This is a genomic window from Arthrobacter sp. D5-1 (genome assembly GCF_017357425.1).
Lineage (GTDB): Bacteria > Actinomycetota > Actinomycetes > Actinomycetales > Micrococcaceae > Arthrobacter.
On sequence record NZ_CP014571.1, the window covers coordinates 127437 to 150635 of the forward strand.

Below are 23199 nucleotides of genomic sequence, written 5' to 3' on the forward strand. Positions count from 1 at the left end.
GCCGGACGTCCACTGTGATGGCTGGTGGAATGGACTCATGAATCCGGAACAGAATAAAACCGCAGCCCACTTCAGATCCCTCCACACCAGCCAAAAGCCCTTGGCACTCAGCAACGCCTGGGACGTCGCCAGCGCCGTCATCACGGAGGCAGCTGGCGCGCCCGCTGTAGCGACCACCAGCGCCGGAGTTGCCTGGTCCTTGGGTATGCCCGACGGCGACCGGCTGGACAGGGAGCGTGCTGTGGCAGTTATCGCCAGCATCGTGGACGCCGTCAAGGTGCCCGTCACGGCGGACATCGAGGGTGGTTATTCGGAAACGCTGGAAGGAATCGCGAGGACGGTCGCCGATATTCTTGAGGCCGGTGCCGTGGGGATCAACATGGAAGATGGTTCCCGGGACCCGGAAGAATTCTGCGCGAGGATCTCAGCCGCACGGGATGCCGCACGTCAGGCGGGCAAGGACTTGTTCATCAATGCGCGCACCGATGTGTTCCTTGCCGGCGCCGGCACCGTCCAGCAGCAAATTGCCGAGGCCCTGGCCAGAGCCGAAAAGTATGTTGAAGCAGGCGCCGACGGCATTTTCGTTCCCGGAGCATCAGATGCAGACACCGTTGCCGCGTTGACCGCTGGGATTTCCATCCCCGTCAACGTGATGGTGGGGGCAGGATCGCTGAGCGTCAGCGAACTCGGAAGGCTTGGCGTCTCCCGGGTCAGCCTCGGCTCGAGCGTAGCCCAAGCCGCCTATGCCGTAGCCCAGCGCGCCGCGGAAGAGCTGAACACCGAGGGCACTTACAACGCAGTGGGCGAAGCCATCGACTACGGTTCCCTCAACGGGCTGTTCGCCAGCTCGAAGTAGTCCCCGGGCCAGCAAGAAGCCTCGCGCTTCACGGGTGTCGCACGCCTTCGCCGGCCAGCAGCGCGCGATAGCCCTCTTCGAACGTGGGGAAGGTGAATTCGAAGCCTGTCGCCCGAAGCCGTGCGTTGCTGCAGCGCTTGTCACCGGGGCCGGCGTCGGAGGCGTCGCCGGGTGCCGCCGTCGGGGGTTCCGGGCATCCCATCTCCGAGGCGAGGAACCGCATGACGTCGCCCATTTCCGCCGCGAGATCATCGACGCCGACGTAGACGGAATCCGGGGCGGCTTCCATGGTGGTGAGGTGGACGATCATCGCGGCGGCGTCGTCCCTGTGGACGCGGTTGGTGTGCCGGGGGAGGGCGGGAATAACGGCCTTGCCACTGCGGACCTGGTCGATCAGCCGGGTGCGACCCGGTCCGTAAATGCCGCCCAACCGCAGCGAAATGGGCTGGGTGAGGGTTCCGCGGGTCCGGGCGAACAGGAGCTTCTCTGCCTCCACCAGGACTTTGCCGCTGAATCGCGTGGGCTCGGTGGGGGTGGACTCGTCCACCACCGCCCCGCCGGAGTCTTTGTACACAGCCGTGGAGGAGACGAACAGGATGCGCCGCGGTTGAATGGACTGCCGTTCCAGGGCGTCCAGGACGTTCTTCACTCCGCTCACGTAGGCAGCTCGGTAGGCCTCTTCGGTAGAGGAATCGGCCGCAATTGCCACCACCACAATGTCCACGTCTGACGGTAGTTCCGGCAGCTCGGTGGAGAGGTCCGCGTACACGCCGCGGATTTCGGCAGGCAACTTCCCGGGGGATCGGCGCAATCCCACCACCTCATGGCCCGCAGCGGCGAAGCGGAGTCCGGCTTCGGTTCCAAGGTCGCCGCATCCGGCTATCAACACAGTCATGCCCTTTAGTTTGCCAGTCCCGCGGTGTCACCCAGTTCCCAGCTTCCATACAACCGGCGTTCAACTTGGCTCCGTAGGCTTCCAGCCAAGGACCCGTTCGCACGGTGAAATCGTCTCGTTGAATGTGTAGGGGGAATCATGGCCAAGCGTCGGATCAACAACGTCAATACTGCGCCTTTGCGGCGGATCGAACCGGACCATCACTGGCGCTCGCTGCGCCAGGGCGATCGGGTCAGCGTCACTCTGACGCCGGGTTACGAATCGTCCGGGGTGGTGGACGCCGTCACCGGCGATGCCACCGCGGTGTGGGTGGAGCTCGACGGCGGTCGCGGCCGCACGCTGGTGCACGTCAGCGACGGCGTGGCGATCGTTCCGCAAAGGACGACGGCGGCACTCCCGCAGGAGTCCTAGCCGCACCTTGGCGATGGGCTACGCTACGGGTGTGACGCTGCCCTATTTCCTCCGCAAGGATGGTTCAGTGGGCCCTCTGGCCTTCGCCCACCGGGGATTCTCCTTGGACGGTCTGGAGAATTCCCTGGCAGCATTCAGGGCTGCGGTGGATCTGGGTACGATGCACCTCGAGACAGACGTCCACACCACGTCCGACGGCGTGCTGCTGGTTTTCCATGACTCGTCCTTGGACAGGGTGACTGATTCCGCAGGGAAAGTGTCCGAGCTGACGGCGGCCGAAGTAGCTCTGGCGAGGATCGGCGGGCTGGAGCCGGTGCCAACCTTTGAGGAGCTGGTCACGGCGTTGCCCGGTGCCCGGCTGAACCTGGACGTCAAGGACTGGAATTCTGTGGACACAATGGCTGCCGCCATTGAGAAGCACCGCATCCATGACAGGGTTCTGGTCACCAGCTTCTCGGATAGGCGACGCCGCGCAGTCCTTTCCAAGCTTTCCCGCCGAGTGGCGTCCTCGGCAGGCAGCTCCCTGACAGCGCTTTTCGTCCTTCTTGGGCCCATACTTCCGACGCCTCTGGCACGCAAGCTGCTCTCCGACGTCGACGTCTTCCAGGTTCCTGTCCGCTATGGGTGGTTGCCGGTGGTGACGCCCGGATTTGTACGCCGCGCCCATCGACTTGGCAGGCAGGTGCATGTGTGGACCGTCAACGATCCTGTAGAGATGGAGCGTCTGCTGGACCTGGGCGTGGACGGCATCGTGTCCGACCGGCTCGACCTCCTCAAGAAAGTTCTGGTGCGCCGGGGCGAGTGGGTCTGATAGAGCGTCCGGGGGTGGGGACGCTCTATCACTTCCCTCGGGTTTGGTGGGGGCGCTCTCTCACTTCCCTCGGGTTTCGATCGCTGCAGGCCGGATTTGGCTCGCACGGATCCTGGCGAGGTCGAACTTGTTGCTGCGGTCGAAGTTGAAGATGCCGTTTTTCTCCTGGAAGACGTCCGTCAGTTGGGTGTAGCAGTACCCGAACATGTCCGGGTTTTCCAGCAGGACTGAGCACAGACCGTCGAACCGGGCGTAGAACTCCTCCTCTGAGCCGACCCGCTGGCCGTAGCCCCACGAGGAGGCGACGTCGCTTCCGTCCACAGCCTGGCGGGCCTCAACTTCGTTCCACCAGATCCCTCCGAATTCCGAGACGAAGTAGGGCTGCCCGGCATACGGCACTGAGTAGTCCTGGCCGTCCGCTGTGCGGTTGATGAACGGTTTGCCGTCCGCAAGGCCTTGTTGTTCCAGGCGGAAGCGGTCCGGATCCTGCTCATAGGAGTGGGAATCGTAGATGTCCGTTTCCCGGATGCGGTGGGAGTATCCGGAGGCGTCGATGACCGGGCGTGTGGGATCAGCGAGCTTGGTAGCCAGGAACATGGCTTCGGTGACGTCATCCAGCACAGTCGGGCGGTCATGCATCACTTGGTGTGTCTCGTTCAGCGGGCACCAACCAATGATGGAAGGGTGATTGAAGTCGCGCTTAAGCACTTCCAGCCATTGCGCCACGAAGCTCGCTGTGGGCCTTTGGTTGTGCCCCACAGTTCCTCCGCCGGAGACACCCCAGTCGCCGAACTCGCCCCACACCAGATAGCCGAGCCGGTCAGCGTGGTAGAGGAAGCGTTCCTCGAAGACTTTCTCGTGGAGCCGGGCGCCGTTGAAACCAGCTGCCATGGACAGTTCGATGTCCTTGATCAAGGCTGCGTCATCCGGAGAGGTCATCAGCGATTCGGGCCAGTAGCCCTGATCCAGAATGAGGCGTTGGAAGACTGCTTTGCCGTTGATGCGAACAACCTTTCCGTCCAAGGCAACGGACCGCACTGCTGCGTAGCTGCTGACGTGGTCAACAGTATTGCCGGCGGAGTCCATCACGCTGACCTCAAGGTCATACAGGAAGGGATCTTCAATTGACCAAGGGCGCAGGGACTCGCTGGGGATTTCCAGCCGAAGGGAGGGCGTAAGGTCCAGATCGGCTTTGACCGTAGCTTCAACCCGCATGTCACCCTTGTCGCTGAGTACCGCGGTGATGGTGTGCCCGTTCCGGTTCTGGCTGACGGGCACCTCAAGTGTGATGCTGGAGTCCGCCAGGTTGGGTGTCATTTGGAGGCGCTTGATATGGACCTCAGGGACTGCTTCCATCCACACGGTCTGCCAGATTCCGGTCGTTCTGGTGTACTGGCAGTGGGTGTTGTTGTACCACGTGGCTTGTTTGCCACGGGCCTGCATTTCGTGCCGGGAATCCCTGGCCCGCACCACAATTACTGCGTCCGTACCGGGCTCGGCCACTCCTCCAAGGTCTGCAGTGAAGGGAGTGAAGCCGCCGCGATGGCGGGCCACTTCGACGCCGTTCACCCACACCGTGGCGTCGTGATCCACAGCGCCGAAGTGAAGCAGGACGTTTTGACCTACCCATTCCTGCGGGATGGTCACCGTGCGCCGGTACCAGACTGCTTCCATGAAATCGACATGCTCAATCCCCGACAGCTTGGATTCCGGCGCGAACGGCACCAGGATTTCGCTGTTGAGTACGCGGGTGGTGAGGCCGCGTTCCAAACCGGAGTCACCGGCGTCGATCTCAAATGCCCAGGTTCCATTGAGGTTCAGCCACTGCTCGCGGACCAGCTGCGGGCGGGGGTGTTCGGGCTTGGGCATGGCGGAGGTCACATTTTGGGTCACACTCAAAAACCTAACGCGAGATGGGGTTGAGTACCACCGGCCGCCACGCGAGGATAAGGAACGTGACCCGATTCCGTTTAGCCATCCTGGACGATTACCAGCAGGTCTCCGGCGATTACGCCCCGTGGGACTCACTGCTCGACGACGGCGTTAAAGTGAGCGTTTTCAGCGCACCTTTCGTATCGGAAGAGCAAGCCGTGGCCGCCCTGGCGCCGTTCGACATCATTGTGGCGATGCGCGAACGCACGCGTTTTCCCCAGGATGTCCTTGAATCCCTGCCCAACCTGAAGCTGCTGGTGACCACCGGCATGGCGAACGCAGCCATTGACTTGGAAGCAGCGGCAGAGCGGGGCATCGTGGTGTGCGGAACGGGTGGTTCTCCGGCAGCGGCCCCCGAGCTGACTTGGGCTTTGCTCATGGCCTTTGCCCGGAATCTGACCGTGGAGGAGAACTCCCTGCGGGCAGGCGACTGGCAGGCCGGCGTCGGGTTTGAACTCGAAGGCAAGACGCTGGGAATCGTTGGACTGGGCAAGATCGGCAAGCGGATCGCGGGCTACGCGAAGGCTTTTGGGATGGACGTTCTCGCGTGGAGCCAGAACCTCACTGCGGACGCTGCCGAGGCCGTCGGTGCACGGAAGGTCAGCAAAGAGGAGTTGTTCCGTGAGTCCGACGTCGTAACGCTGCACCTCCGGCTGTCCGAGCGGACTGAGGGGATTGTCGGTTCCAAGGAGTTGCGTCTTCTCGGCCCCGAAGGCGTGCTGGTCAACACCGCGCGGGGTCCTTTGGTGGATGAGGCTGCGCTGATCCAAGCACTGGAGGAGGGGTGGATCCGCGGCGCGGCGTTGGACGTGTTTGATGAGGAGCCCTTGCCGGCCGGGCACGCGCTGTTGCATTCTTCGCGGACCATGCTTTCCCCACATATCGGTTACGTGACGCACGAGAGTTACCGGCAGTTCTATGGCGGGGCTTTCGAGGACGTCAAAGGGTGGCTCGACGGGGCACCAGTTCGGGTGATCAACGGTTAAATCAGCCGCTGCATTACGCGCGGGCAAGCGCTTTCCGAGCGAAGCTGGCAAGATGGACCCATGCGTATCCTCATCGCCCCGGACAAGTTCAAGGGATCACTGACCGCCGCCGAAGCCGCGTCAGCCATGGCCGAAGGCGCTCTCCGTGTTTACCCCGATGCCATTACCACCCAGTTTCCTGTGGCCGATGGCGGGGAAGGCACGCTGGATGCTGCGATCGCCGCAGGCTACGAAGAACGAAACAACGCGGTGGTCGGCCCCATCCTCAAGCCTGTCGGAGCCTCCTGGGCGATCCGGAAAGACGCTTTCGGCGGGGCCGGCGTTGTCATCGAAACCGCGATGGCTTCCGGCCTGGCCCACATGGAGCCGACGCCGGAGAATTCCCTGCGTGCCCACAGCTACGGCTGCGGCCAGTTGATCGCCGCTGCCCTCGACGCCGGTGCCACCGAGATCGTGCTCGGCCTGGGTGGTTCGGCAATGTCCGACGCCGGTAGCGGCGCCCTGCGTGCTTTGGGGCTAAAGCCCCTCGATGCGGCCGGGAATGTGGTGCCGCTCGGCGGAGGTTCCTTGGCCGACGTCGTGGCCATAGATGTCTCCGAGCTGGATCCGCGGCTGTCTACCGTGAAGTTCCGCATCGCCGTCGACGTCCAAAACCCGCTGTACGGCCCCGAAGGTGCCGCTCATGTTTTCGGTCCGCAAAAGGGTGCCGATGAGGACGCCGTTGAAAGGCTCGACGCCGGCCTCCGCAACTGGGCGTCGCTCCTTCGGGAAGCTACTGGCCGCGACGTGAACGTTCCGGGAGCTGGAGCAGCTGGTGGGTTCCCGGCGTCGTTCCTGGCTTTCACTGATGCGGAGCTGGAAGGCGGCTTCGCGCTGGTCGCTGGCCTGACAGGCCTCGCGCAGCATTTGGGCGAGGCCGATCTGGTCATCACCGGCGAAGGGTCCATGGACGAGCAATCGCTCACAGGCAAGGCGCCGATCGCACTTGCCGACGCCGCAAGTGTGCACGGAATTCCCGTCATCGCAGTCGCAGGGCGCATTACGGTAACGCCCGAAGACCTGGCGAAGCACGGCATTGTGGCCGCGGCCCAGTTGTTGGACGTTGCGCAGCGCAAAGATGGCGTTCCTGACGTCGCCGACGCTGTAGCCAATGCAGCTAAATACCTCGCTTGGGCTACCAGCCAGGTGCTTGAGGGAGCCTGACTACTGCCGGTAGCCTTCGACTTCGCTGACGGGCCGCGGCTCGGCGTCGTCGGGATTCCCGCCTGCATCCTTCTTGGCGCGACGTTGGCGCAGCAAGTCCCAGCATTGGTCCAGCTGGGCCTCCAGTTGGGCGAGGCGGGCGGTGTCGTTGTCTGACCCTTCGGAGTCACGCAAGCGGTGCTCCTCTTCGACCAGCGACTGGATGCGCTCCAAGAGATCCTGGTTGTCCATGTCTAAGACTCCTCGATGTGGTTTGGACGGTTATCTAGAAACTAGTCCTGTAGGTCCAGTGCGTCTACCAATGGCCAACGGCATACTGGGGACATGAAATTCACAACCACCATCGTTGGCGATGGCAACAAGGCCGGCATCGAAGTTCCCGACGAGATTGTTGACGGACTTGGAGCCGGCAAACGGCCCCCTGTGGTGGTGACCATCAACGGGCAGAGCTACCGCAGCAGCATCGCGGTGATGGGCGGGAAGTACATGGTGGGCGTCAGTTCGGCCAACCGTGAGCTCACGGGCGCTTCGGCTGGAGACACGGTTGAGGTTGGCCTTGAAGTGGACACCCAGCCACGCGTGATCGAGGTGCCCGAGGACTTGGCCGCCGCGCTGGATGACGAACCTGAGGCAAAGGCCTTCTACAAGACCCTGAACTACAGCTCTCAGCGGCGATACGTAGAGCCGATCGGGGACGCCAAGACCGAGGAGACGCGTGCCCGGCGGATAGCGAAGGTGGTTGCGGATTTGAAGGCGGGGAAGAAGTAGCCCAGTTGGCCGTAGGCTGGTTTTTTCGACCTTGGAGGGGGACTGCCCGTGGTCTACGACCGGGAGCGTGAGCGGCGCGACGACGCTGCCTATGCGGAACATAAGGAAGCTGTGGCACGCGGCGAGAAGCGTGTCCTTCGACGGACCAGCACCGGTGAGTTGCACAGCTATCCCAAAGAGGAGATCGGGTTTACGCCGGGACGGGGGCAGGCGCAGGTCAGTTCGTGGTGGGGCATGGCAATATTGGCTGCTTTTGGGGCGGTGGGATTCGTTGCCACGGTGGTGCTGTTCATCATGCCTGCGTTCCAAGGAGGCGGGCCCTCATGGGGTGCCCTGTGGCCCATGGGCATTGCGGGCTTCCTGGCTTGGTACGGGTTCAGCTTGTCCAAGGATGAGTATCGGGCAACACAATTACGCAAGAAACGGGGATCCCCGAAGCCTGGCACGGGAAACGTGGACGTAAATCTGCTGGAGCTGGGTAGCCGTCAGTAGCTCGATTCGAGGACGTTACCGAAGGGCCCTTACCCTCGGCACGGACTTGCGCTATCTTGTTCCCACCTGCGTCGGGCTGGCTGGGAAGCGGGCGCCAAGTCACAACTAAGCGAGGTAACACAATGCGAATCAGAATTCTCTCTGCTGCCCTCTGTGTGGGTGCGCTGACGGCCTTGTCTGCGACGCCGGCTTTCGCGGCCGGACAGGTGGAAAAGGGCCCGGAAAACTCCAACTCCATCTGCTCGTACTCGGGCCTGAATGACCACCCTGATGCGGCATACCCTGAAGGTGGCCGGGTGCAGTCCTACGGTCAGGCCGTGAGGCAGGGGTTCAAGGACGAATTGGCTGCGCAGGGCGAATCGCCCAGCCTTCTCTGCAACGGACACCGTCTTCCTTGGCAGGAAGTGACCGGAAGCCACTGACTCTCCGCCCGATAAGCGACGGCTGCCTCCCGCAGACTAAAATCGGCGGGAGGCAGCTGTTGTCACGGCCCCCTCAGGTGAGCGCCGCCGTCGTCGACGCCTTCCGCGCTATCAGCGCGATTCCCGCCGCCGATGCAAGGAAGACGGCACCCAGGATGGCCCAACCCAGCGTGCCATGTTCGACGACGGTGGCGGTCACCACGAGCGGTGCGAGCATAGCCCCCAGGGCAGATCCCATGCCGAACATCCCTTGGTAAGCGCCTGCTTGATGGGGGTTGGCGAGTTCGAAGCTGAGTCCCCAGGCTCCCGCTTGCGAGAGGATCTCCGCGAACGAGTGAAGAAGTGCCGCGCCGGATAGAAGGCTGATGGCGGCGATGACCGGCACCCCGCCCGCCGCGGCGTAGAGCGCGCAGGCCACAGCCATGAGCACGCCACCAATCAGCACGATCTTTCCTGCGCGCCGGGGGTGCTCGGTACCGCGGGAGAGCGGCACTTGCAGCAGAACGACACACAGGGTGTTGATGACAAGGATTGCCGATATCAGGACGTCTGGGGCACTGGTGTCCTGCGAAATCCACAGCGGTACGCCCATCTCGGCGAGCCCAAACTGCATGCCGAAGATACCGGACAGCACGGTCAGCAGTACGTAGCGGCGGTCCTTGAAGGGGGAGATGCCCCGCGTTGGGGCAGGTTTGGCGGGATCGTGGCGGGGTGCGTCCACCCTGGCGGGGAGGCGGCGGAGGGCCATCGCGCTCAGGAGGTAGGCCACGCCGGCGCCGATCATCATTCCCCGGAAGGCACCCGCGGTACCGGCCAACAACGCGAGCCCGGCGATCATGCCTCCCACGGCGATGCCGAGGTTGGTGATGGTGCGGAGGACTGCGCGCGCATTCACCCGGTTCGGGCCGTCGAAGGCCCGGGCGATGATCGCGGACCGCGTGGCATTCGCGCCCCGGTCCACGCCGACTGCTATACAGGCGATGACGACGGCGGTGCTGAAGTTCCCGGCGAACGTATAGCTTGCGATCGCGAGACCCTGGACGGCGACCATGCCCACAAGGAGTCGACGTGCGGAAAAGTGGTCGGCGAGTCGACCACCGATGTACGACGTCGCGACCCCGACCCCGCTGGAAACCGTGAGGATCACAGCGATTTCGAGGGCACTCAGCCCGACGAAGCGGCTGAAGTACAGGACCGTCAGGGTGAGGAAGATTCCGCGGCCCACTGTGGATACCAGGATGGCGGAGGCGAGGATCTTGAGGGCGGGATCAGAGAGCGCGACGCGGAGGTTGTGCTGCGGAGCGGGGGCGGTATTGGCAGGGGATTTAGTCACACCCCAGTTCTGTCACCCCCTGACGGCGGGCGGTATTGATGTAGCGTAATGCTTCATGTTGAAGTACGAGTTGTCAGAGGCAGATCTGGGCGGCGTGCGCTTTGGCATCTCGCCCCTCTGCGAACTGGGACTCTCCCTCAGGGCTGTTCGCGATCCCAGCCAGTACCCGCTCCAGCTGCCTTGGTTGCGTCGGACGGAAGAAGCCCGCTCACGTTTGGACCTCGATGGATTGCTGTCCCTGGTGGATGACCGGCTGTGGACACCGGACTTCCTGAACCCCCGGCCTCAGTCCCCACTGACCAGGATCGATGACGAGTTCGCAGCATTGGAGCAGCTTTCGGCCGAGCAGTTTCACGGAGATTTGGTCAGGGTGCACGGCGCTGTCCCGGCAGTCTTTTCCGGGCCCGTTGGGCAGGCGATCCGACGCATGGTCGGTATCCTCCGGGACTTCTGGGAAACCTGCTTCGAGCCGCACTGGCTGCGCATGCGCACCATCCTGGAAGCGGACATTGTCTACCGGGGCCGGCAGATTGCACAGGCCGGGCTGTTCACGATGCTGAACGATTTGTCCGGTGCTGTGGAATTCGATGGCCGCGTCATCTCCGTGCGGCTGAAGAATCCGGCGTCGCGGACCGAGAGGACGGACGGCTTGGGGCTGACACTTGTTCCCACCATGTTCACGCGCCGGGCCTCTGCTCCCGTGAACCACGGCGATCCGCCGCTGCTGATGTACCCCGCCAGGGGCCAGGGCGCCATGTGGGAAACGGAACGGATCACGAACCCGGCCGCGATTGTGGCCGTATTGGGTGAGGTCCGGACCAGCCTGCTCACCGCCTTGGCAGCCCCGGCCTCGTCCACAGAGTTGGGCCTGCGCTTTGGCGTCACAACGTCGGCCGTGAACCAGCACCTCAGGGCACTCCGGGACGCAGGACTCGTGACGTCAACCCGCTACGGCCGCAGTGTGCTCTACTTCCGGAGCGAACTGGGCGCGGCGTTGCTGCTGGGGTGACTTCACAGGCGGGACGACGGCGGCAGGCGAGTGTCGCCGTCGTACGTTTTAGTCTTTGCGGAGGCTGTAGGTGCTGACCACGTTGCCCTTGCTGGTGGCGTACTGGTCCTCCAACACGAGCCGGTGCAACGGGTCGCCGTCCTCAAAGAGCCGCCGCCCGCTGCCGGCCACCACGGGATGCGTCATGAGGGTCAGTTCGTCCAGGATGCCCGCGAAAAACAGTTGGCGGACCAGGGAGATGCTGCCGCAGACGGCAATCTCGCCGCCACCCCGGGACTTGAGGTCGGCGACGAACTTCTCCACATCGCCTTCGATCAGGTGCGAGTTCTCCCACTCAAGAGGCTCTGTGAGGGTGCGCGATGCGACGAACTTTTCCACGGGATTGATGAAGGTAGCAAAGTCCTCATCCCGAGGTGCGGTGGGCCAATATCCGGCCCACTCCTGGTAGCTGACCCGCCCCAGGACCACGGTGTCCACCGTGGTGATCATCTTGGTCAGTCCTCTGCCGAGTTCGTCGTCGAAGCTGTCGAACTGGAACTTGAATGGGTCCTGAACCACGCCATCAACGGAGTGGAACAGGCCGGCGGTGACTTTGCGCAATTGTTTCTCCTGTTAGGCGGCGGGTGTTTGGAGTGGTGTTAGGCGGCGCGGCTGGTGATTTGGAGGCCGCGGGGCGGAAGGGCGGTCACATTGTTGTGGTCCGGGTTGAGGCGCACGGGCACTTCATGGAGTTCGGCGTAGACCTGGAGTTGTTTCAGTGCATCCTCATCAATGGTCGCTTGGGACAGGTCCATCTCCACTCCGAGACCGCCGCCAAGGCCCTTGGTGCGTTGGACCACTGGGAAGAGACCCTGAAGGCTCAGGGCGGTCACGCGACCGGTCGCTTCGATCTGAATTTGCTCGCCGTCTACGTCGACGCGAACAACAACGGAGAGCTTCTCGCTGGCCAATGCACTGCCTTTCATCCTTGCTGCCACGCTGCAGCGCCCCCAGCGTATGTGCCATGTGTGACCTGCGCAACATTACGACGGCGGTGGCCGGCATGGCAGCTGCGGCTGAGGATCGTCGGCGTCGATCAGGCCGCTGTGTACCCACGCATGGATATGGGCTCCTGAGTCACAAACCGAACTGTCCCGGAAGTTGTCTTTGTGACAGCTGGCTGCAGGGGATGTTTTGGGACAACATACGGGACTGAAATGTTACGTCCAGGCTGATTCGGCATTCCACCAGTGCTCAAAAGTGCCTTGATGAATGGCCTACAGCCGTTTGCAAGATGCCCCGGCGTGGATGCCCTTTAGTCCGTTTTGCGGCGGGGCGCGGTGTCGGGGTGCCGTCGCCGCCTAAATCGGCCGAGTGGGACCGTCCCAACGAGAGTGTTCCAGTACGAAGGAATTGGGACACGCCGGGCCGGTGAACATGGCGGACCGGCGCGAGGGGACGTTATGTCACCGAGAAGATGTCGGGGCTAATGGTGCTCGAACGCCTTTGCTGGGCTTTGGCTGTAGTTCGTGCCGAAGTAGCTCAGGTTGTTTCTCAGTCCTACTGCTCGTGTGCTTAAGTCAGAAGTCCCGCCTGGAATTTGGGGAAACCCGGCGGGACAGGAACCTACCGTACCAGCCTGGTCTCCGGTTCAGTATGCAGTTCCTGAAATAGGCGCCTGCCTATCTGGTTGTCTGCACCTTCGGGGTTCATAGAGGCTTTTCATGGGAAGAGAGAAAGCCGGCACCAGATTGGATCTGGTGCCGGCCTTTCGCCCGTTCATGGTCCTTGCATTCGGTCTAGTCGCGGTAGGCGTGGGCCAGCGTGGATCGTCGCGTGGGCTGCACCGTCCGGTCCTCGGCGGCCTGCTTTTCACGCCGGTCGATAATGACCTCGTTGATGGAGAAGGGGATCAGCACGATCAGGGGCAGCAGGATCCCCTGCCAGAAAGGCCATAGAGACAGCACTAGCGGGAGGAAGGAAGCGACGAACAAGACCTTGTCGACGTATCGATACCACTTCATCTTGTCCGTATCTTCACCGTTGAGTGTTCAAGTTGTAGCCGTTGGTGTTCCGGGCCCTCAGACTTGGCGTGCGCGCAGATTTCCTAGGGCAAGTGACACGGCTGACCAAGCGGCGAGAACCAAGAGGGCTACGAGTGGGTATTGAAGGGTTCCCGGGTCAGTGTTGGTGGTTGATCTCGCTGCTGTGAGCAGCGCACCGGGGAAGTATGCGGCTAGTTTCTCGGCCCAGGCGATTCCCATGAGACTGGCTGATGCCAAGACTATGGGAACGCCCCACATGAGACCCATGAAGGAAAAAATTGAGCCCGCCCCGGAACGGGTAAGGTATCCCAGCCCGGTCCCGAATACGGACAACAGTCCTGCCGCCAGCGCAGCTGCTGCTACTGAGCCCCAGAGCTCGGGGTTTAGGATTGTGCGGTCGTAGTCGGAGCCGACGATGAGGGCTGTGATGCCCAGGGAAATGAGGCAGGCCAGGGCTGCGGTGCCGAATGCGATGAGGAAGCCGACGGTAGTTTTGGCCAGAAGAGTCTGCCCGCGTTTTGGCGCGAGGGTGTTGGTGAAGTTGATGCTTCCATGGGTGTATTCGGTGGTGATGGCGAGGATGGCTGCTATGACAAGGAATACGGACCCCAGTTCGACTCCCGCAGTCGGGGCCACGGCCACCGTTTCGGCAATGCTGGTTTGGCTGATGTTTTCGGAGCCGTCCGCGAGGGCCTTGATCGCCCATGCCGTGATGGTACTGGTGGCGATGGTGAGGACGAAACTAAGGATCAGCAGAACTCTGATGGCTGTGAGTGAGAGGTATTTCTTGAGTTCCGCTTGGAGCAGCCAGGCGAAGCGTTGGGGCAGCAGGACCCCGGCGGATGTCAGGCTGATGGGCGCTTGACTGGTTGTTTGGCTAGACATGGCTTGCCACGTCCTCTCTGGCGTTCGTGTGTTGTGTCATCTGGCGGTACACGGATTCCAGTGACACTCTTTCGTTGCGGAGTTCATCCAGGAGAACGCCGGCGTCTCTGGCCTTCGTAAATACTTCGCGTGTGGAGGTGTCGTAGATCGCAAGCCCGTCATTGGTGTTGGGAAGGTGTTCTACGAGGTCTCCGGGAAATGCAGCTGCGAGGCTTCGTGGGTCATTTGCGCGGACGATGACTTTGCTTCGGGCAAGTTTTTGGAGGCCGCTGAGATCGGTATCGGTGAGGATTCTGCCTTGGTGGAGGATCACGATCCTGTCGGCTGTCAGTTCCATTTCGGACATCAAGTGTGATGACAAAAGGATCGCTGAGCCTTCGGAGGCGAGTTTCTGTGCGAGTTCCCGGAACCAGATGATGCCGTCCGGATCCAGTCCATTGATGGGTTCGTCGAAAATGTAATTTGTGGGCCTGCCCAGCAGTGCCAGGCCGAGCCCGAGACGCTGCCGCATTCCCAGGGAGAGTTCCCTGACTCTCCGTCGCGGCACTGAGCCGAGTCCGACTTCTTCGAGCATTGTTTTGACGTTGGCGGAGCTGACGCCGAGGCTCTTGGCCACCACCTCAGCCTGGTGCTGGATGCTGAGGCCGGGAATGAGCCATCTGGTGTCCAGAAGGGACCCAACTGTTCGGAACGGGTTGCTCAGCTGTGGATAAGGGGTTCCATCGATTGATGTTGATCCTGCGTCGGGTTGTTCGAGGCCGAGTATTGCCCTCATGGTGGTCGTTTTTCCAGCACCGTTAGGGCCGAGAAACCCGGTGATTTTGCCTTGTTCGACAGTGAAGGACACGTCAGTCAGGACTTTGTTGGGCCCGTAGGACTTACTGAGGGATTGGACAGTGATCATATGTAGGCCTTGTCTGTACGGACGTCGGGACGGGTGAATGTTCGGGGCCGAGGGCAGGTTCCAGTGCATTCAGCAGCGCTGTTGCCTGCCGGCGTTGTAGCAGGAGGGCAAAGCTCCTGGGCAATTGGCCTCCGTCTTTGAAGGAGACGGTCACTTTGGAGGGCAGGAAGCGAATCGGCGGTTGCGTTGATTTGAGGGCAACAATGTTCCGCGAATCGAAGATCCAGTGCCGGCTTGTCCAGAGCCCCCAGCCCAGGTGGATCTGGCTGTTCACGGCGGAAACTCTAAGGGTCCGGTGTGTGCGGTTTACCGATGCCGCGGTGAGCAGTGCAATAGCCGCGATCCCTCCGTAGCGTGCGAAGGGCACTGAATCTGTTAGGGCGGCAAGCGTTAGGGCCGCTATCAGTCCTATGGACAGTTTGGTCGTCACCAGAACCAACGAAATCCCGACGTTCGACCTGGCCGTTATCAGTGGTGACTTCAAGTCGAAACGCGGGAGGTACAGGCGGACGTGGGAGTCAACGTCGCGGCGGGAGAGGACGGGGAACACGATTCTTCGGCGGTTGCTGTCTGTCCTGGAGCGTGAGGTGACGGAAATTCTATGCAGGCCGCTGATCCGCATGAAGAGGTTTTGGTCGATATGGAGGGTATCCACGTCAGAGGTCTTTATCTGGTACTTCTGGGTGGTGAAGAAGCCCCGGGAGACGTTGAGGCTGTCTTCGGCGGATGCGATGCGGAATTTGCCGTAAATGAGACATGTCAGTCCATAGCCGTAGGCCACTGCCACGACGAGAAAGACCGTGAGTACGCCGAGCTGCGCCCCGAGGCCGATCCCGGCATAAACCTTCTCCAGTTCCTGGGGCACAGGGAGCGTGATTACTTCGCCAAGTCGGTTGTAGAGACCGTAAAGCACCGGAACAAGCAGCAGGTACTTGCCATAAGTGATGGATATGGCAAGCATCTTTCCAGGAGTCAGCTTGAAGTCGATGGCTTTGCCCTCGGCTTCAGGTTCCCGGTGTTCTGCGGCCGGGGAGGAGACCTTCTCGGGCTCGGTGTCGGTGGGTGCTTTTGCTTCCGGTGGCGGAAGTGTCACGCCGGTCAGGGTGAGCAGTTCGCTCAGTTGGGGTGATGTGAGGGCATGGAATTCGAGAGCTTCATGCCCCGCCGATTTGGTCTCGATGCTGAGGTGGTGGACGCCGGTTATGCGCTCATACCTGTCTTGTCGGACGTCGGCACCTACGAGTGAAACGAGCGGTACGCGGAGTACATTGCCGAACAAGAGACCGGTTCGGTACACGAGGGTGTTGTCCTCTACTCGCCAACGAACGGAAATCCAGGTCGAGAACAGCAGACTTAGGCGGGTCAAACCGTAGTAGACGGGCTCTTCGCGGTTGATGGTGAAACAGGTTCCGTGTCTTGAAATCTGAAGGGCTCGTAGCCCTGCTGTGATGGATGTTCTCTACGCATTCATCAAGAGTCAGGAGCTACGAGCCTTGAACGAGCCTACTTCGCCGCGCCCCGATGCTGCCACCGCCATTTTCAACCTGCCCGACTACCGGGTCACCGGCACCGAGGTCCTCGCCTTCGGGCAGCGACGGATCCGCGTCGTGGCCACCGCCGAGGCCGGCTGCCCGTCCTGCGGCGTGATCAGCACCCGCGTGCATTCACGCCGGTCACAACGCCTGCGTGACATCCCTGTCGCCGGCCCGGTCGAAGTGGTCTGGGCCAAGCGGAGGTTCTTCTGCGATGAGTACCTGTGCCCCCGCCGGACATTCACCGAGGAGACAGCCGAGGTACCGCGCCGGGCACGGTCCACCCGCCGGCTCCGTGAGGCCCTGGTGGCCGCCGTGATCGGTTCCGGGAGGGCCGCCGCCGAGGCTGCCTCTTCATTCGGTGTCTCGTGGTGGCTTGTCCAGCGGGCACTGGATTCCGCGGCGCTGACGCTGCCCGATGTCGATGCCCTGGCACCGCGGATGCTCGGCATCGATGAACACCGCTACCGGTCCGTGCGGTTCTTCCGCGACCCTGCCACGAAGGCCTGGAAACGCTACGAACCCTGGATGACCACCATCGTCGATCTCGACACCGGACAAGTCCTCGGGATCGTTGACGGCCGCGACAGCGAGGGGGTAGGAGACTGGCTGTTCGCCCGCCCGCTTCAGTGGCGGCTGGGCGTGCAGGTCGTTGCCATCGACCCCTCGGCGGCGTTCCGCAAGGCCCTGCGGATGTGGCTTCCACGCACCGCTGTCTCAGTCGACGCGTTCCACCTGGTCAAGCTCGGCAACGACATGCTCACCGAAGTCCGGCAACGACTCACCCAGCAGACCCATGGTCGGCGGGGGCGCTCCATCGATCCGGTCTGGGCCAACCGGCGACTGCTCCTGCGCGCCGGGGACACGCTCTCGGATCGGGCCCGGGACAGGCTCAGCAACGTGTTCGCGACCGACGATGTCACCGGGAAGCTGCAGGCCGCGTGGCTGGTCAAGGAACAGCTCCGGGCCCTGCTGACTACCGGCTCTCTTGCCGACGCTGCCGCCGCGAAGGACCGGCTGCAGGTCCTGGTCGAGCGAGCCGCGCAGCCGGAGACGAACCGGCTGTGGCGCACAATCTGCCGGTGGTGGAAAGAGATCGAAGTCCTCATTGTCACCGGTGCGACAACCGCGAAAGTGGAAGCCAACAACACCGCGATAAAACACATAAAGAGGACGGGTCGGGGATTCACCAACGCACGCAACTACAAAACCCGTATCCTGTTGCGCAGTGCCGCCAGAACAGCGGCATGAACATCCCTCACGGCAGAACGTTCACCACGAACCGTGAAGAGCCAGTAGACGCTGAAGATCACGACGCCGGTATGGACTGCGGCATGATCAAAACGCGAGTGCAGGGTCCAGAGGATCAGTGACATCACCACGGTTGGGATGAGGGCTTTAAACGCCCGGGCGAGAATCAGGCGAGGGCTATTCCGATGCCACATACTGCCCCGCTGAGCGGCTGACCAGGGTCTCTTCGATGTGCTCTATGACATCAGACTTTAGACCCGGCACCGTGAATCGTTCCCCGAGTGTCCCTATTTGCAGAGATTCGAGCCCGTATTTGCGCAGGAGAGGCCCGCGTCGGACGTTCGTGTAGAGCACCTGGTGGTACGGGATCAGAATCCGCCGATACAAAAAACGGCCCGTGTGGATCTCGACACCACGCTCGGTGAGCGCGTACCGGAAATAACGGGCCCGCAGCGGGATCAGCCAAAGAAGGTCAACGGCAGTCAGCGCAACAGTCAGAGCCGCGGCGCAGACGGCCAGAACAAGCACGATGGAGGCCGGCGCCAGATAGCAGAGCAACGCCAGCAGGCAGAGGAAGACGCCCGCTGACGTGGTCGCCGCTGCACGCCAACATGACACGATGCCCGGATCCAACGTGTGGTCAGCCGGGATATCCCCGTTCACCAGCACGCTCCCGGGAGTGAGACGTGTACGGCCAGGCGGTCCACTACGCGTACAGGCAAGTTCCCGGACCTGACAGAGGCGCGAGATGCGGGGCCGCGGTCAACGCCCACAGGTGCAGATGAGATGGAACCGGTGCGCGGCGTGTGGGACGCGCAGGAAGGAAGGCGCTGCAGCGGTAAATCCGCAGGGCAGCAAGAAGCTGTCACGATTACGATCCCCAATTCCTAACGTAAATAGCTAGTCGGAGCCTACACGCACTAAACGGTGAACCAAAACCAGAGGTAAATCTCTAAATATCTCTTATTTCAAAAGTGTCAAGTCAAGCGGTAGGTGGAAAATTCCATGTAACAAAATCGATGCGGCGTCAAGTCATACGGAATTCGTAGAGAAGTGATCCGATGAATGAGGGGAACCTAAAAGGGTTTTACTAATGCACTTGCGAAAGCCGGTTCGATGCTGGTAGCTTCCGTAGTGGCTTGAGTCGAAGAATCGAATTGGGGGGTCGCCGAAGGGTGACATCGATTTTCGAAGGCGCGGTTCTTGTCATTCATTGGGGGATGAACGGCTAATTTCAAAACGGCACTTAGTCCTCCTATCAATCATGACGATAGGAACAAAATGTTTGCAATTCTGCTTCGCGTTGCTCAGGCTGCCGCTCGCTACGGCCAGCGTGTCGTTGACTGGGTTTGGGCTAATTCCAGCCGCATCTACCAGTGGATCCGTGACGGTTTGGCTGTCGACGCCATCATCAACCGGATCCTCGAAATCCTGGGCATCAACTAGTCACGTGTTTGGTCTGGAACTGCAGTCCAGACCTTGATGGGTGGGGGTGTCTCCGACGGCCGCGGAGGCACCGCCACCCATCTACTAGCGCCTCTAACTCAATGACCTGCTCGCATTGACGCTGTCAATCCGGGCATTTTCGCTGTCAAGACGCTTCCGGTAAGACACCTGGCCGGACCACCAAATAACTAGCAGCCCGACCATGACGACAACTGCGCTTATCCACGCCCCTGGCCCGGACAGAATGCCGTTGGCGGCCAGGATCACAGCGGCGATGAGCCAGAGGATCGGAATGATTGCTCCGAGGAACTTTTGCCGGCGGTTTGACAGGATAAACCGGTGCACTGCAGCAATGGCAATGAGGCAAAGAGTGGCTATCGTTGGATTAATGTTGTCCATAATTTCCCCCTGATTGTTTATGGTGCAATTCTATTATGCGCTTGGCAGCATCACGGGTTATGCGTCCTTCGATGGCCATGGCAAAAACTTTCTGTGAGAACTCATCAACGCTCGTGCTCTCGGCTACCTGTATTTTCTCGATGATCTTGTCCAAGCGGCTACGCACTGTCGGGTATGAGACGCCGTATTCAGAGGCCAAGGCCTTAAGGGAGCCGGAGTGAAGAATCATGGATCTGATGAAGCCGAGGTCGCTCTCGCTCAACTCGTCCATCCACGCGTTGGTCTCCATGTGAATAATGTTAAAGCCATCTTTAATATTATTCAAGTCCCGAGTTGTGCCTGCCCACCTCCAAGCAGGCAGGATGTCCTCTGCTCGGCGCAACTATCAGGTGCTGTGGGGTTGCAGGCCCGTGCATGGGTCCAGTACCGGACCCCGGCTCGACGGGTGCGACATCGGCGGAACCTAGAGTCTATTCGATTTGCGTCGCTCAATGTAGGTCCGGCGTCTCTGATCGGGAAGTGTCCCAATTCCAAGGAAGTGGAACACCGAAACCACGGCAGGGCAGCGAGGTCTGCGTAGCGTGATTCCTAGCGAGCAGGAAGGCGCGAGTACATGTACATGTCCTTGCGCTGGCCGCCAATCTCTAGCCAGCTCCTCATCGTCCCTTCCCGTACGAACCCGCTGCGCTCGGCTGCGCGCCAGGAGCCCTCATTCCAAGGCTCGACGTAGAGTTCCAATCGATGAATCCCGGGTTGCGCAAGACCCCAGGCGGCGAGGGCACCTAAAGCAGAGGAAGCAGCTCCCTTCCCCCGATGACTTGGCGCCACCCAATAGCCAATGCTCGCCCGGCCTTGGCTGAGGTTCTTCAGCCACAGCCCGATTTGGCCAACCGCCTGATCAGAGGAGGGATCAGCAATAGCGAAGGAGTACCCGGTGCCATCAACTAAGCGTTGGTGCTGTCTTTCGATGAAGGCCAGAGCTGCCTGGCGTGAACCGCTGGCGGGGACCGTCGTGATGGCAGGAATTAGTGGATCGCTCGAGGCTTCCTGGACCACAGGAACATCGGCTGCCGTAAATGGGCGGAGCCTGTAAGGGGGCGCAACGAGTACAGGCTGCTCCAGAGGATTCATCCTCAGACTCTACGCGGAGCCCCCGGGCAGCGGGGGAGATACCGAAACTGCCACCGTCCCACGTCCAAGGAAATGGGATACCGTCTTTCCCTTTGGTGGCGACAGGTGATCCGTCTGCGCCAGGAGGAAAAAGACAAGCAGAAGGAGGAGGCCTCGGAGGCCTCCTCCTTCTGCTTAGGCGGATCTGGTTTAGAAGAAAACGAAGAGTCCTAACCGAATACGCGATATGCGAGTGTGCGTATCGGCATCAGGGGTTGAACGATGAGCTCTCGTCCGGGGCTGGTGCCGTTATGGGTTTCGACCGCGATCGCATGTTGGTCAGTGTCAGTGAGTGGGGTCCCGGTAGGCATGACGTATATCAGCGGCGCTCTTGGAACTATTCTCCTGGGATCGGGAGAGTTCCGCGGTCAAGCGTCGCTGGCGCCATAGCCGCACTTCATTGATGAAGAACGGGAGGGAACCCCATACGGTGAAGCCGATCTTCCATTCGGGCGTCAAGTCACCGGTGGTCAGCATTATCACCACTCCGAGGATGAGTAACAGCAGGTATGGGACCCTGAAGTTCTTGATGTTCTCTTTCATGGTGGCCCCTATTGGCAGTCGCGTGCGGGCTGGACCGTTTGGCCGCCTCGGCCAGTAACGGGGAATCCATAGCAGGTGGTGGCGTTCAGTCCGTTGGAGGCCCACATTGAGGAGATGTGCCTCATGACGTCTTTCGCTCCGGAGAATCCAACAATTCCGCAGACCATGGCGAAGATACGTCCAGGGATTCCGCCAACCAGCGAAAGCATGCAGCCGCCGCCGGCGCCTGCAGCCAGGATCGTGCCAAGGCTCGCACCGATGGCGTGGGCTTCATAACCCCACATAGCGATGATGGGGTATGGAATCCATTGGATACTCGGATCGGCAACGATGGGGTACTGAGCCCCTTCGGTGTTTACGTGCTGGATTAGTGTCCTGCCAACGATTTCGTAGTTAGTAGCTAGTTTCTTACCGTTCGCATCCAAAGCCCAGGGGGATTTGATGAACGGGTACAGAAGGCTTGACTCGCTGTCTTTGAGAAGTACTGAGCCGTCGGTCTGCAGGAACGGCGTGTAGCCATCCGGGATTTCCAAGTCGAAAAAGGCCTTATCACCGTGCCGTAGAACGGTCATCAGGCTTGATGAATCATCACCGATTTTCGACACGGAATCATCTTCATCCTGCGCCTTGATTGCCACATCAACCTGTTTGCCTGTGGCACCTGTTCCTTCCGGGGCCGGTAGTGCCCCTGCGATCGCCGGAGCGCTTCCGGTAATGGAGTCCTTTGGAACCAAGCCGTCATCGGCCTTTAACGCTTCATTCGCGATCGAAACAGCCGAGTCGTTAGTCGCTTCGTTTGCTTCCCCAGGCGACGCCTGCGCTGGTAGGCTCCCCGCGCTGAGGATCAGAGAAATTGCGATAGCAACGCCGGCCGGGCGTGCAAAGCTAAACATCGACTTTTTTCAAAAAACTCTCCCCCATGTGCCGGGGTGGGTTGATTCCCGCGCTGCCGGAACTCACACCCTTTACGTTTTTCACGCAGTTGTAAAGTCAAGCGCGTATGAGCGATTGATGGTCCGCTTACGGTACACAATCGCAGTGCAGACGACTTCTGTAGTCAGCGGTGGCGTCTTTTGAAATGGGATGGCTTGCAATATCCACTTTGGGTCTCCCGGTTCTAGAAGCAGCACGCCCCTTCTAGCTCTACGGGATGCGACAGTAACAGCGGACGCTGCCGCACGAGCTGGCTTGGTGTTCCACTTCTAAGGAAGTGGGACATCCGGCTGGGAAGCCCTGAACGCGACCTGACCTTCGGAGACCGCGCCAAGAGAAAGGGCGCTTGACTTGACAAAGGATAGCGGTCACTTGAGACTCGGAACGGCTTCGCGGTGTGATCGCCAACACATTCTTGGGGCGGGTGTGATGCCAGTAATTCACTAAAAATTCTGGGGAAGGAATTACGACATGCGTAAATCACGATTGGCTCTTTCCGGCGCTGCAGCCGCGGGTGCTATTGCAATCTCGGGGCTGGCCACGGCGCCGATGGCCTCCGCCAGTGCAGCGGCTTCGGTGACCGGGTCCTACGCCTACTACAACTCGTCCACTAACGTCCTAACGAGCCGGGACACCCGCGTAGATGGCGTCTCATCTGTGGCGCAGCTCAGGTATGTTTCGAACGGGACTACCTACATTGCGACGCTGACCAACAGTCAGGGAAGCGGCGAGCAGGCCCAAGCTCAAAGCAGCGGCCTGCGAGGGACCGTTTACGTCCGGGCGTGCCTTAACAACCGAAGCGCCGGCACTGGCATCTATGGTTGCTCAGGTTGGGTGGCTTCGGCAGCCTAGGAAGATCAATAAGAGGATGGGGATAACGCACTGTCTATCCCCATCCTCTTATTGTCTAAGTCGCGGCACTGATGGGGGCTATCGACTGACGCACTCATCGCCCCTAGCCCCACCCCCTCAGGCTTCCTCTGAAAACTGAGCG

28 protein-coding genes are annotated in these 23199 nt (G+C 61.1%); 12 read left to right on the forward strand and 16 right to left on the reverse strand.

What is annotated here, in order from left to right; translation table 11 throughout:
• Positions 1-37 precede the first annotated feature (37 nt).
• The gene (locus AYX22_RS00565; RefSeq protein WP_207595638.1) at positions 38-856 is read left to right on the forward strand and encodes an isocitrate lyase/phosphoenolpyruvate mutase family protein; all 819 of its coding nucleotides are present in this window, start codon (positions 38-40) and stop codon (positions 854-856) included.
• Positions 857-884: 28 nt separating this feature from the next.
• Here AYX22_RS00565 and AYX22_RS00570 read toward each other — a convergent pair whose 3' ends face one another.
• Entirely contained in the window at positions 885-1751 is an 867-nt protein-coding gene (locus tag AYX22_RS00570; protein WP_207595639.1) for an SDR family oxidoreductase, read from the reverse strand.
• A gap of 138 nt (positions 1752-1889) precedes the next feature.
• On the opposite strand from AYX22_RS00570, the gene AYX22_RS00575 reads away from it, so the two are divergent.
• Together AYX22_RS00575 and AYX22_RS00580 are read left to right on the forward strand one after the other, a co-directional pair.
• Positions 1890-2162: a hypothetical protein gene (locus tag AYX22_RS00575; protein ID WP_207595640.1), complete on the forward strand. Its 273-nt coding sequence runs from the start codon at positions 1890-1892 to the stop codon at positions 2160-2162.
• Positions 2163-2175: 13 nt separating this feature from the next.
• A complete protein-coding gene (locus AYX22_RS00580) occupies positions 2176-2973 on the forward strand; it encodes a glycerophosphodiester phosphodiesterase (RefSeq protein ID WP_207595641.1) in 798 nt (265 codons plus the stop codon).
• 60 nt (positions 2974-3033) lie between these two features.
• Here the strand turns inward: AYX22_RS00580 and AYX22_RS00585 are convergent, their stop codons facing one another.
• Positions 3034-4854 carry a sugar-binding domain-containing protein gene (locus AYX22_RS00585; protein ID WP_207597413.1) on the reverse strand — a complete coding sequence of 607 codons (1821 nt, stop codon included), beginning with the start codon at positions 4852-4854 and terminating at the stop codon, positions 3034-3036.
• Positions 4855-4928: 74 nt separating this feature from the next.
• Between AYX22_RS00585 and AYX22_RS00590 the strand changes: the two genes are divergently transcribed.
• Entirely contained in the window at positions 4929-5891 is a 963-nt protein-coding gene (locus tag AYX22_RS00590; RefSeq protein WP_242703466.1) for a D-2-hydroxyacid dehydrogenase family protein, read from the forward strand.
• A 60-nt stretch (positions 5892-5951) separates the two neighbouring features.
• Positions 5952-7094, forward strand: coding sequence for a glycerate kinase (locus AYX22_RS00595; protein WP_207595643.1), 1143 nt, complete (start codon positions 5952-5954; stop codon positions 7092-7094).
• On the opposite strand, the gene AYX22_RS00600 is transcribed toward AYX22_RS00595, so the two are convergent.
• Positions 7095-7325 (reverse strand): DUF2630 family protein, encoded by a 231-nt coding sequence (locus AYX22_RS00600; RefSeq protein ID WP_207595644.1) that lies wholly within the window; start codon positions 7323-7325, stop codon positions 7095-7097.
• A 93-nt stretch (positions 7326-7418) separates the two neighbouring features.
• On the opposite strand from AYX22_RS00600, the gene AYX22_RS00605 reads away from it, so the two are divergent.
• From AYX22_RS00605 to AYX22_RS00615, 3 genes are all read left to right on the forward strand, one after another.
• Positions 7419-7862 (forward strand): YdeI/OmpD-associated family protein, encoded by a 444-nt coding sequence (locus AYX22_RS00605; RefSeq protein ID WP_207595645.1) that lies wholly within the window; start codon positions 7419-7421, stop codon positions 7860-7862.
• 48 nt (positions 7863-7910) lie between these two features.
• Complete coding sequence (locus tag AYX22_RS00610; RefSeq protein WP_207595646.1) at positions 7911-8354, forward strand: hypothetical protein; 444 nt, start codon at positions 7911-7913, stop codon at positions 8352-8354.
• Positions 8355-8476: 122 nt separating this feature from the next.
• Positions 8477-8776 carry a hypothetical protein gene (locus AYX22_RS00615; RefSeq protein WP_207595647.1) on the forward strand — a complete coding sequence of 100 codons (300 nt, stop codon included), beginning with the start codon at positions 8477-8479 and terminating at the stop codon, positions 8774-8776.
• Positions 8777-8849: 73 nt separating this feature from the next.
• Here the strand turns inward: AYX22_RS00615 and AYX22_RS00620 are convergent, their stop codons facing one another.
• A complete protein-coding gene (locus AYX22_RS00620) occupies positions 8850-10109 on the reverse strand; it encodes an MFS transporter (protein ID WP_207595648.1) in 1260 nt (419 codons plus the stop codon).
• A gap of 55 nt (positions 10110-10164) precedes the next feature.
• On the opposite strand from AYX22_RS00620, the gene AYX22_RS00625 reads away from it, so the two are divergent.
• The gene (locus tag AYX22_RS00625; RefSeq protein ID WP_207595649.1) at positions 10165-11118 is read left to right on the forward strand and encodes a DUF5937 family protein; all 954 of its coding nucleotides are present in this window, start codon (positions 10165-10167) and stop codon (positions 11116-11118) included.
• Between the two features lie 48 nt (positions 11119-11166).
• Here the strand turns inward: AYX22_RS00625 and AYX22_RS00630 are convergent, their stop codons facing one another.
• The 6 genes from AYX22_RS00630 to AYX22_RS00655 form a co-directional block, all read right to left on the reverse strand.
• Positions 11167-11718, reverse strand: coding sequence for a dihydrofolate reductase family protein (locus AYX22_RS00630; RefSeq protein WP_207595650.1), 552 nt, complete (start codon positions 11716-11718; stop codon positions 11167-11169).
• 38 nt (positions 11719-11756) lie between these two features.
• Entirely contained in the window at positions 11757-12083 is a 327-nt protein-coding gene (locus tag AYX22_RS00635; RefSeq protein WP_207595651.1) for a hypothetical protein, read from the reverse strand.
• Between the two features lie 813 nt (positions 12084-12896).
• Positions 12897-13121, reverse strand: coding sequence for a hypothetical protein (locus AYX22_RS00640; RefSeq protein WP_207595652.1), 225 nt, complete (start codon positions 13119-13121; stop codon positions 12897-12899).
• Positions 13122-13178: 57 nt separating this feature from the next.
• Positions 13179-14027, reverse strand: coding sequence for a hypothetical protein (locus AYX22_RS00645; RefSeq protein ID WP_207595653.1), 849 nt, complete (start codon positions 14025-14027; stop codon positions 13179-13181).
• Positions 14020-14931: an ATP-binding cassette domain-containing protein gene (locus tag AYX22_RS00650; protein WP_207595654.1), complete on the reverse strand. Its 912-nt coding sequence runs from the start codon at positions 14929-14931 to the stop codon at positions 14020-14022. The genes AYX22_RS00645 and AYX22_RS00650 overlap by 8 nt, the downstream gene beginning before the upstream one ends.
• On the reverse strand, positions 14906-16228 hold the full coding sequence (locus AYX22_RS00655; protein WP_207595655.1) for a PH domain-containing protein: 1323 nt from the start codon (positions 16226-16228) through the stop codon (positions 14906-14908). The genes AYX22_RS00650 and AYX22_RS00655 overlap by 26 nt, the downstream gene beginning before the upstream one ends.
• A 151-nt stretch (positions 16229-16379) precedes the next feature.
• Here AYX22_RS00655 and AYX22_RS00660 point away from each other — a divergent pair, with 151 nt between their 5' ends.
• Entirely contained in the window at positions 16380-17714 is a 1335-nt protein-coding gene (locus AYX22_RS00660) for an ISL3 family transposase (RefSeq protein ID WP_231941989.1), read from the forward strand.
• A 177-nt stretch (positions 17715-17891) separates the two neighbouring features.
• On the opposite strand, the gene AYX22_RS00665 is transcribed toward AYX22_RS00660, so the two are convergent.
• Complete coding sequence (locus tag AYX22_RS00665; RefSeq protein ID WP_207595656.1) at positions 17892-18377, reverse strand: PH domain-containing protein; 486 nt, start codon at positions 18375-18377, stop codon at positions 17892-17894.
• 618 nt (positions 18378-18995) lie between these two features.
• On the opposite strand from AYX22_RS00665, the gene AYX22_RS00670 reads away from it, so the two are divergent.
• The gene (locus AYX22_RS00670; RefSeq protein WP_207595657.1) at positions 18996-19160 is read left to right on the forward strand and encodes an aureocin A53 family class IId bacteriocin; all 165 of its coding nucleotides are present in this window, start codon (positions 18996-18998) and stop codon (positions 19158-19160) included.
• 93 nt (positions 19161-19253) lie between these two features.
• Here the strand turns inward: AYX22_RS00670 and AYX22_RS00675 are convergent, their stop codons facing one another.
• From AYX22_RS00675 to AYX22_RS00695, 5 genes are all read right to left on the reverse strand, one after another.
• The gene (locus AYX22_RS00675; protein WP_207595658.1) at positions 19254-19559 is read right to left on the reverse strand and encodes a hypothetical protein; all 306 of its coding nucleotides are present in this window, start codon (positions 19557-19559) and stop codon (positions 19254-19256) included.
• On the reverse strand, positions 19546-19848 hold the full coding sequence (locus AYX22_RS00680) for a DUF2089 family protein (protein ID WP_207595659.1): 303 nt from the start codon (positions 19846-19848) through the stop codon (positions 19546-19548). Before AYX22_RS00680 ends, AYX22_RS00675 begins: the two co-directional genes overlap by 14 nt.
• A gap of 299 nt (positions 19849-20147) precedes the next feature.
• Positions 20148-20690: a GNAT family protein gene (locus tag AYX22_RS00685; RefSeq protein ID WP_207595660.1), complete on the reverse strand. Its 543-nt coding sequence runs from the start codon at positions 20688-20690 to the stop codon at positions 20148-20150.
• A 324-nt stretch (positions 20691-21014) separates the two neighbouring features.
• Complete coding sequence (locus AYX22_RS00690) at positions 21015-21272, reverse strand: hypothetical protein (RefSeq protein WP_207595661.1); 258 nt, start codon at positions 21270-21272, stop codon at positions 21015-21017.
• Positions 21273-21280: 8 nt separating this feature from the next.
• Complete coding sequence (locus AYX22_RS00695) at positions 21281-22165, reverse strand: hypothetical protein (RefSeq protein ID WP_207595662.1); 885 nt, start codon at positions 22163-22165, stop codon at positions 21281-21283.
• A 511-nt stretch (positions 22166-22676) separates the two neighbouring features.
• Here AYX22_RS00695 and AYX22_RS00700 point away from each other — a divergent pair.
• Positions 22677-23057, forward strand: coding sequence for a hypothetical protein (locus AYX22_RS00700; RefSeq protein WP_207595663.1), 381 nt, complete (start codon positions 22677-22679; stop codon positions 23055-23057).
• The last annotated feature ends 142 nt before the right edge of the window (positions 23058-23199 follow it).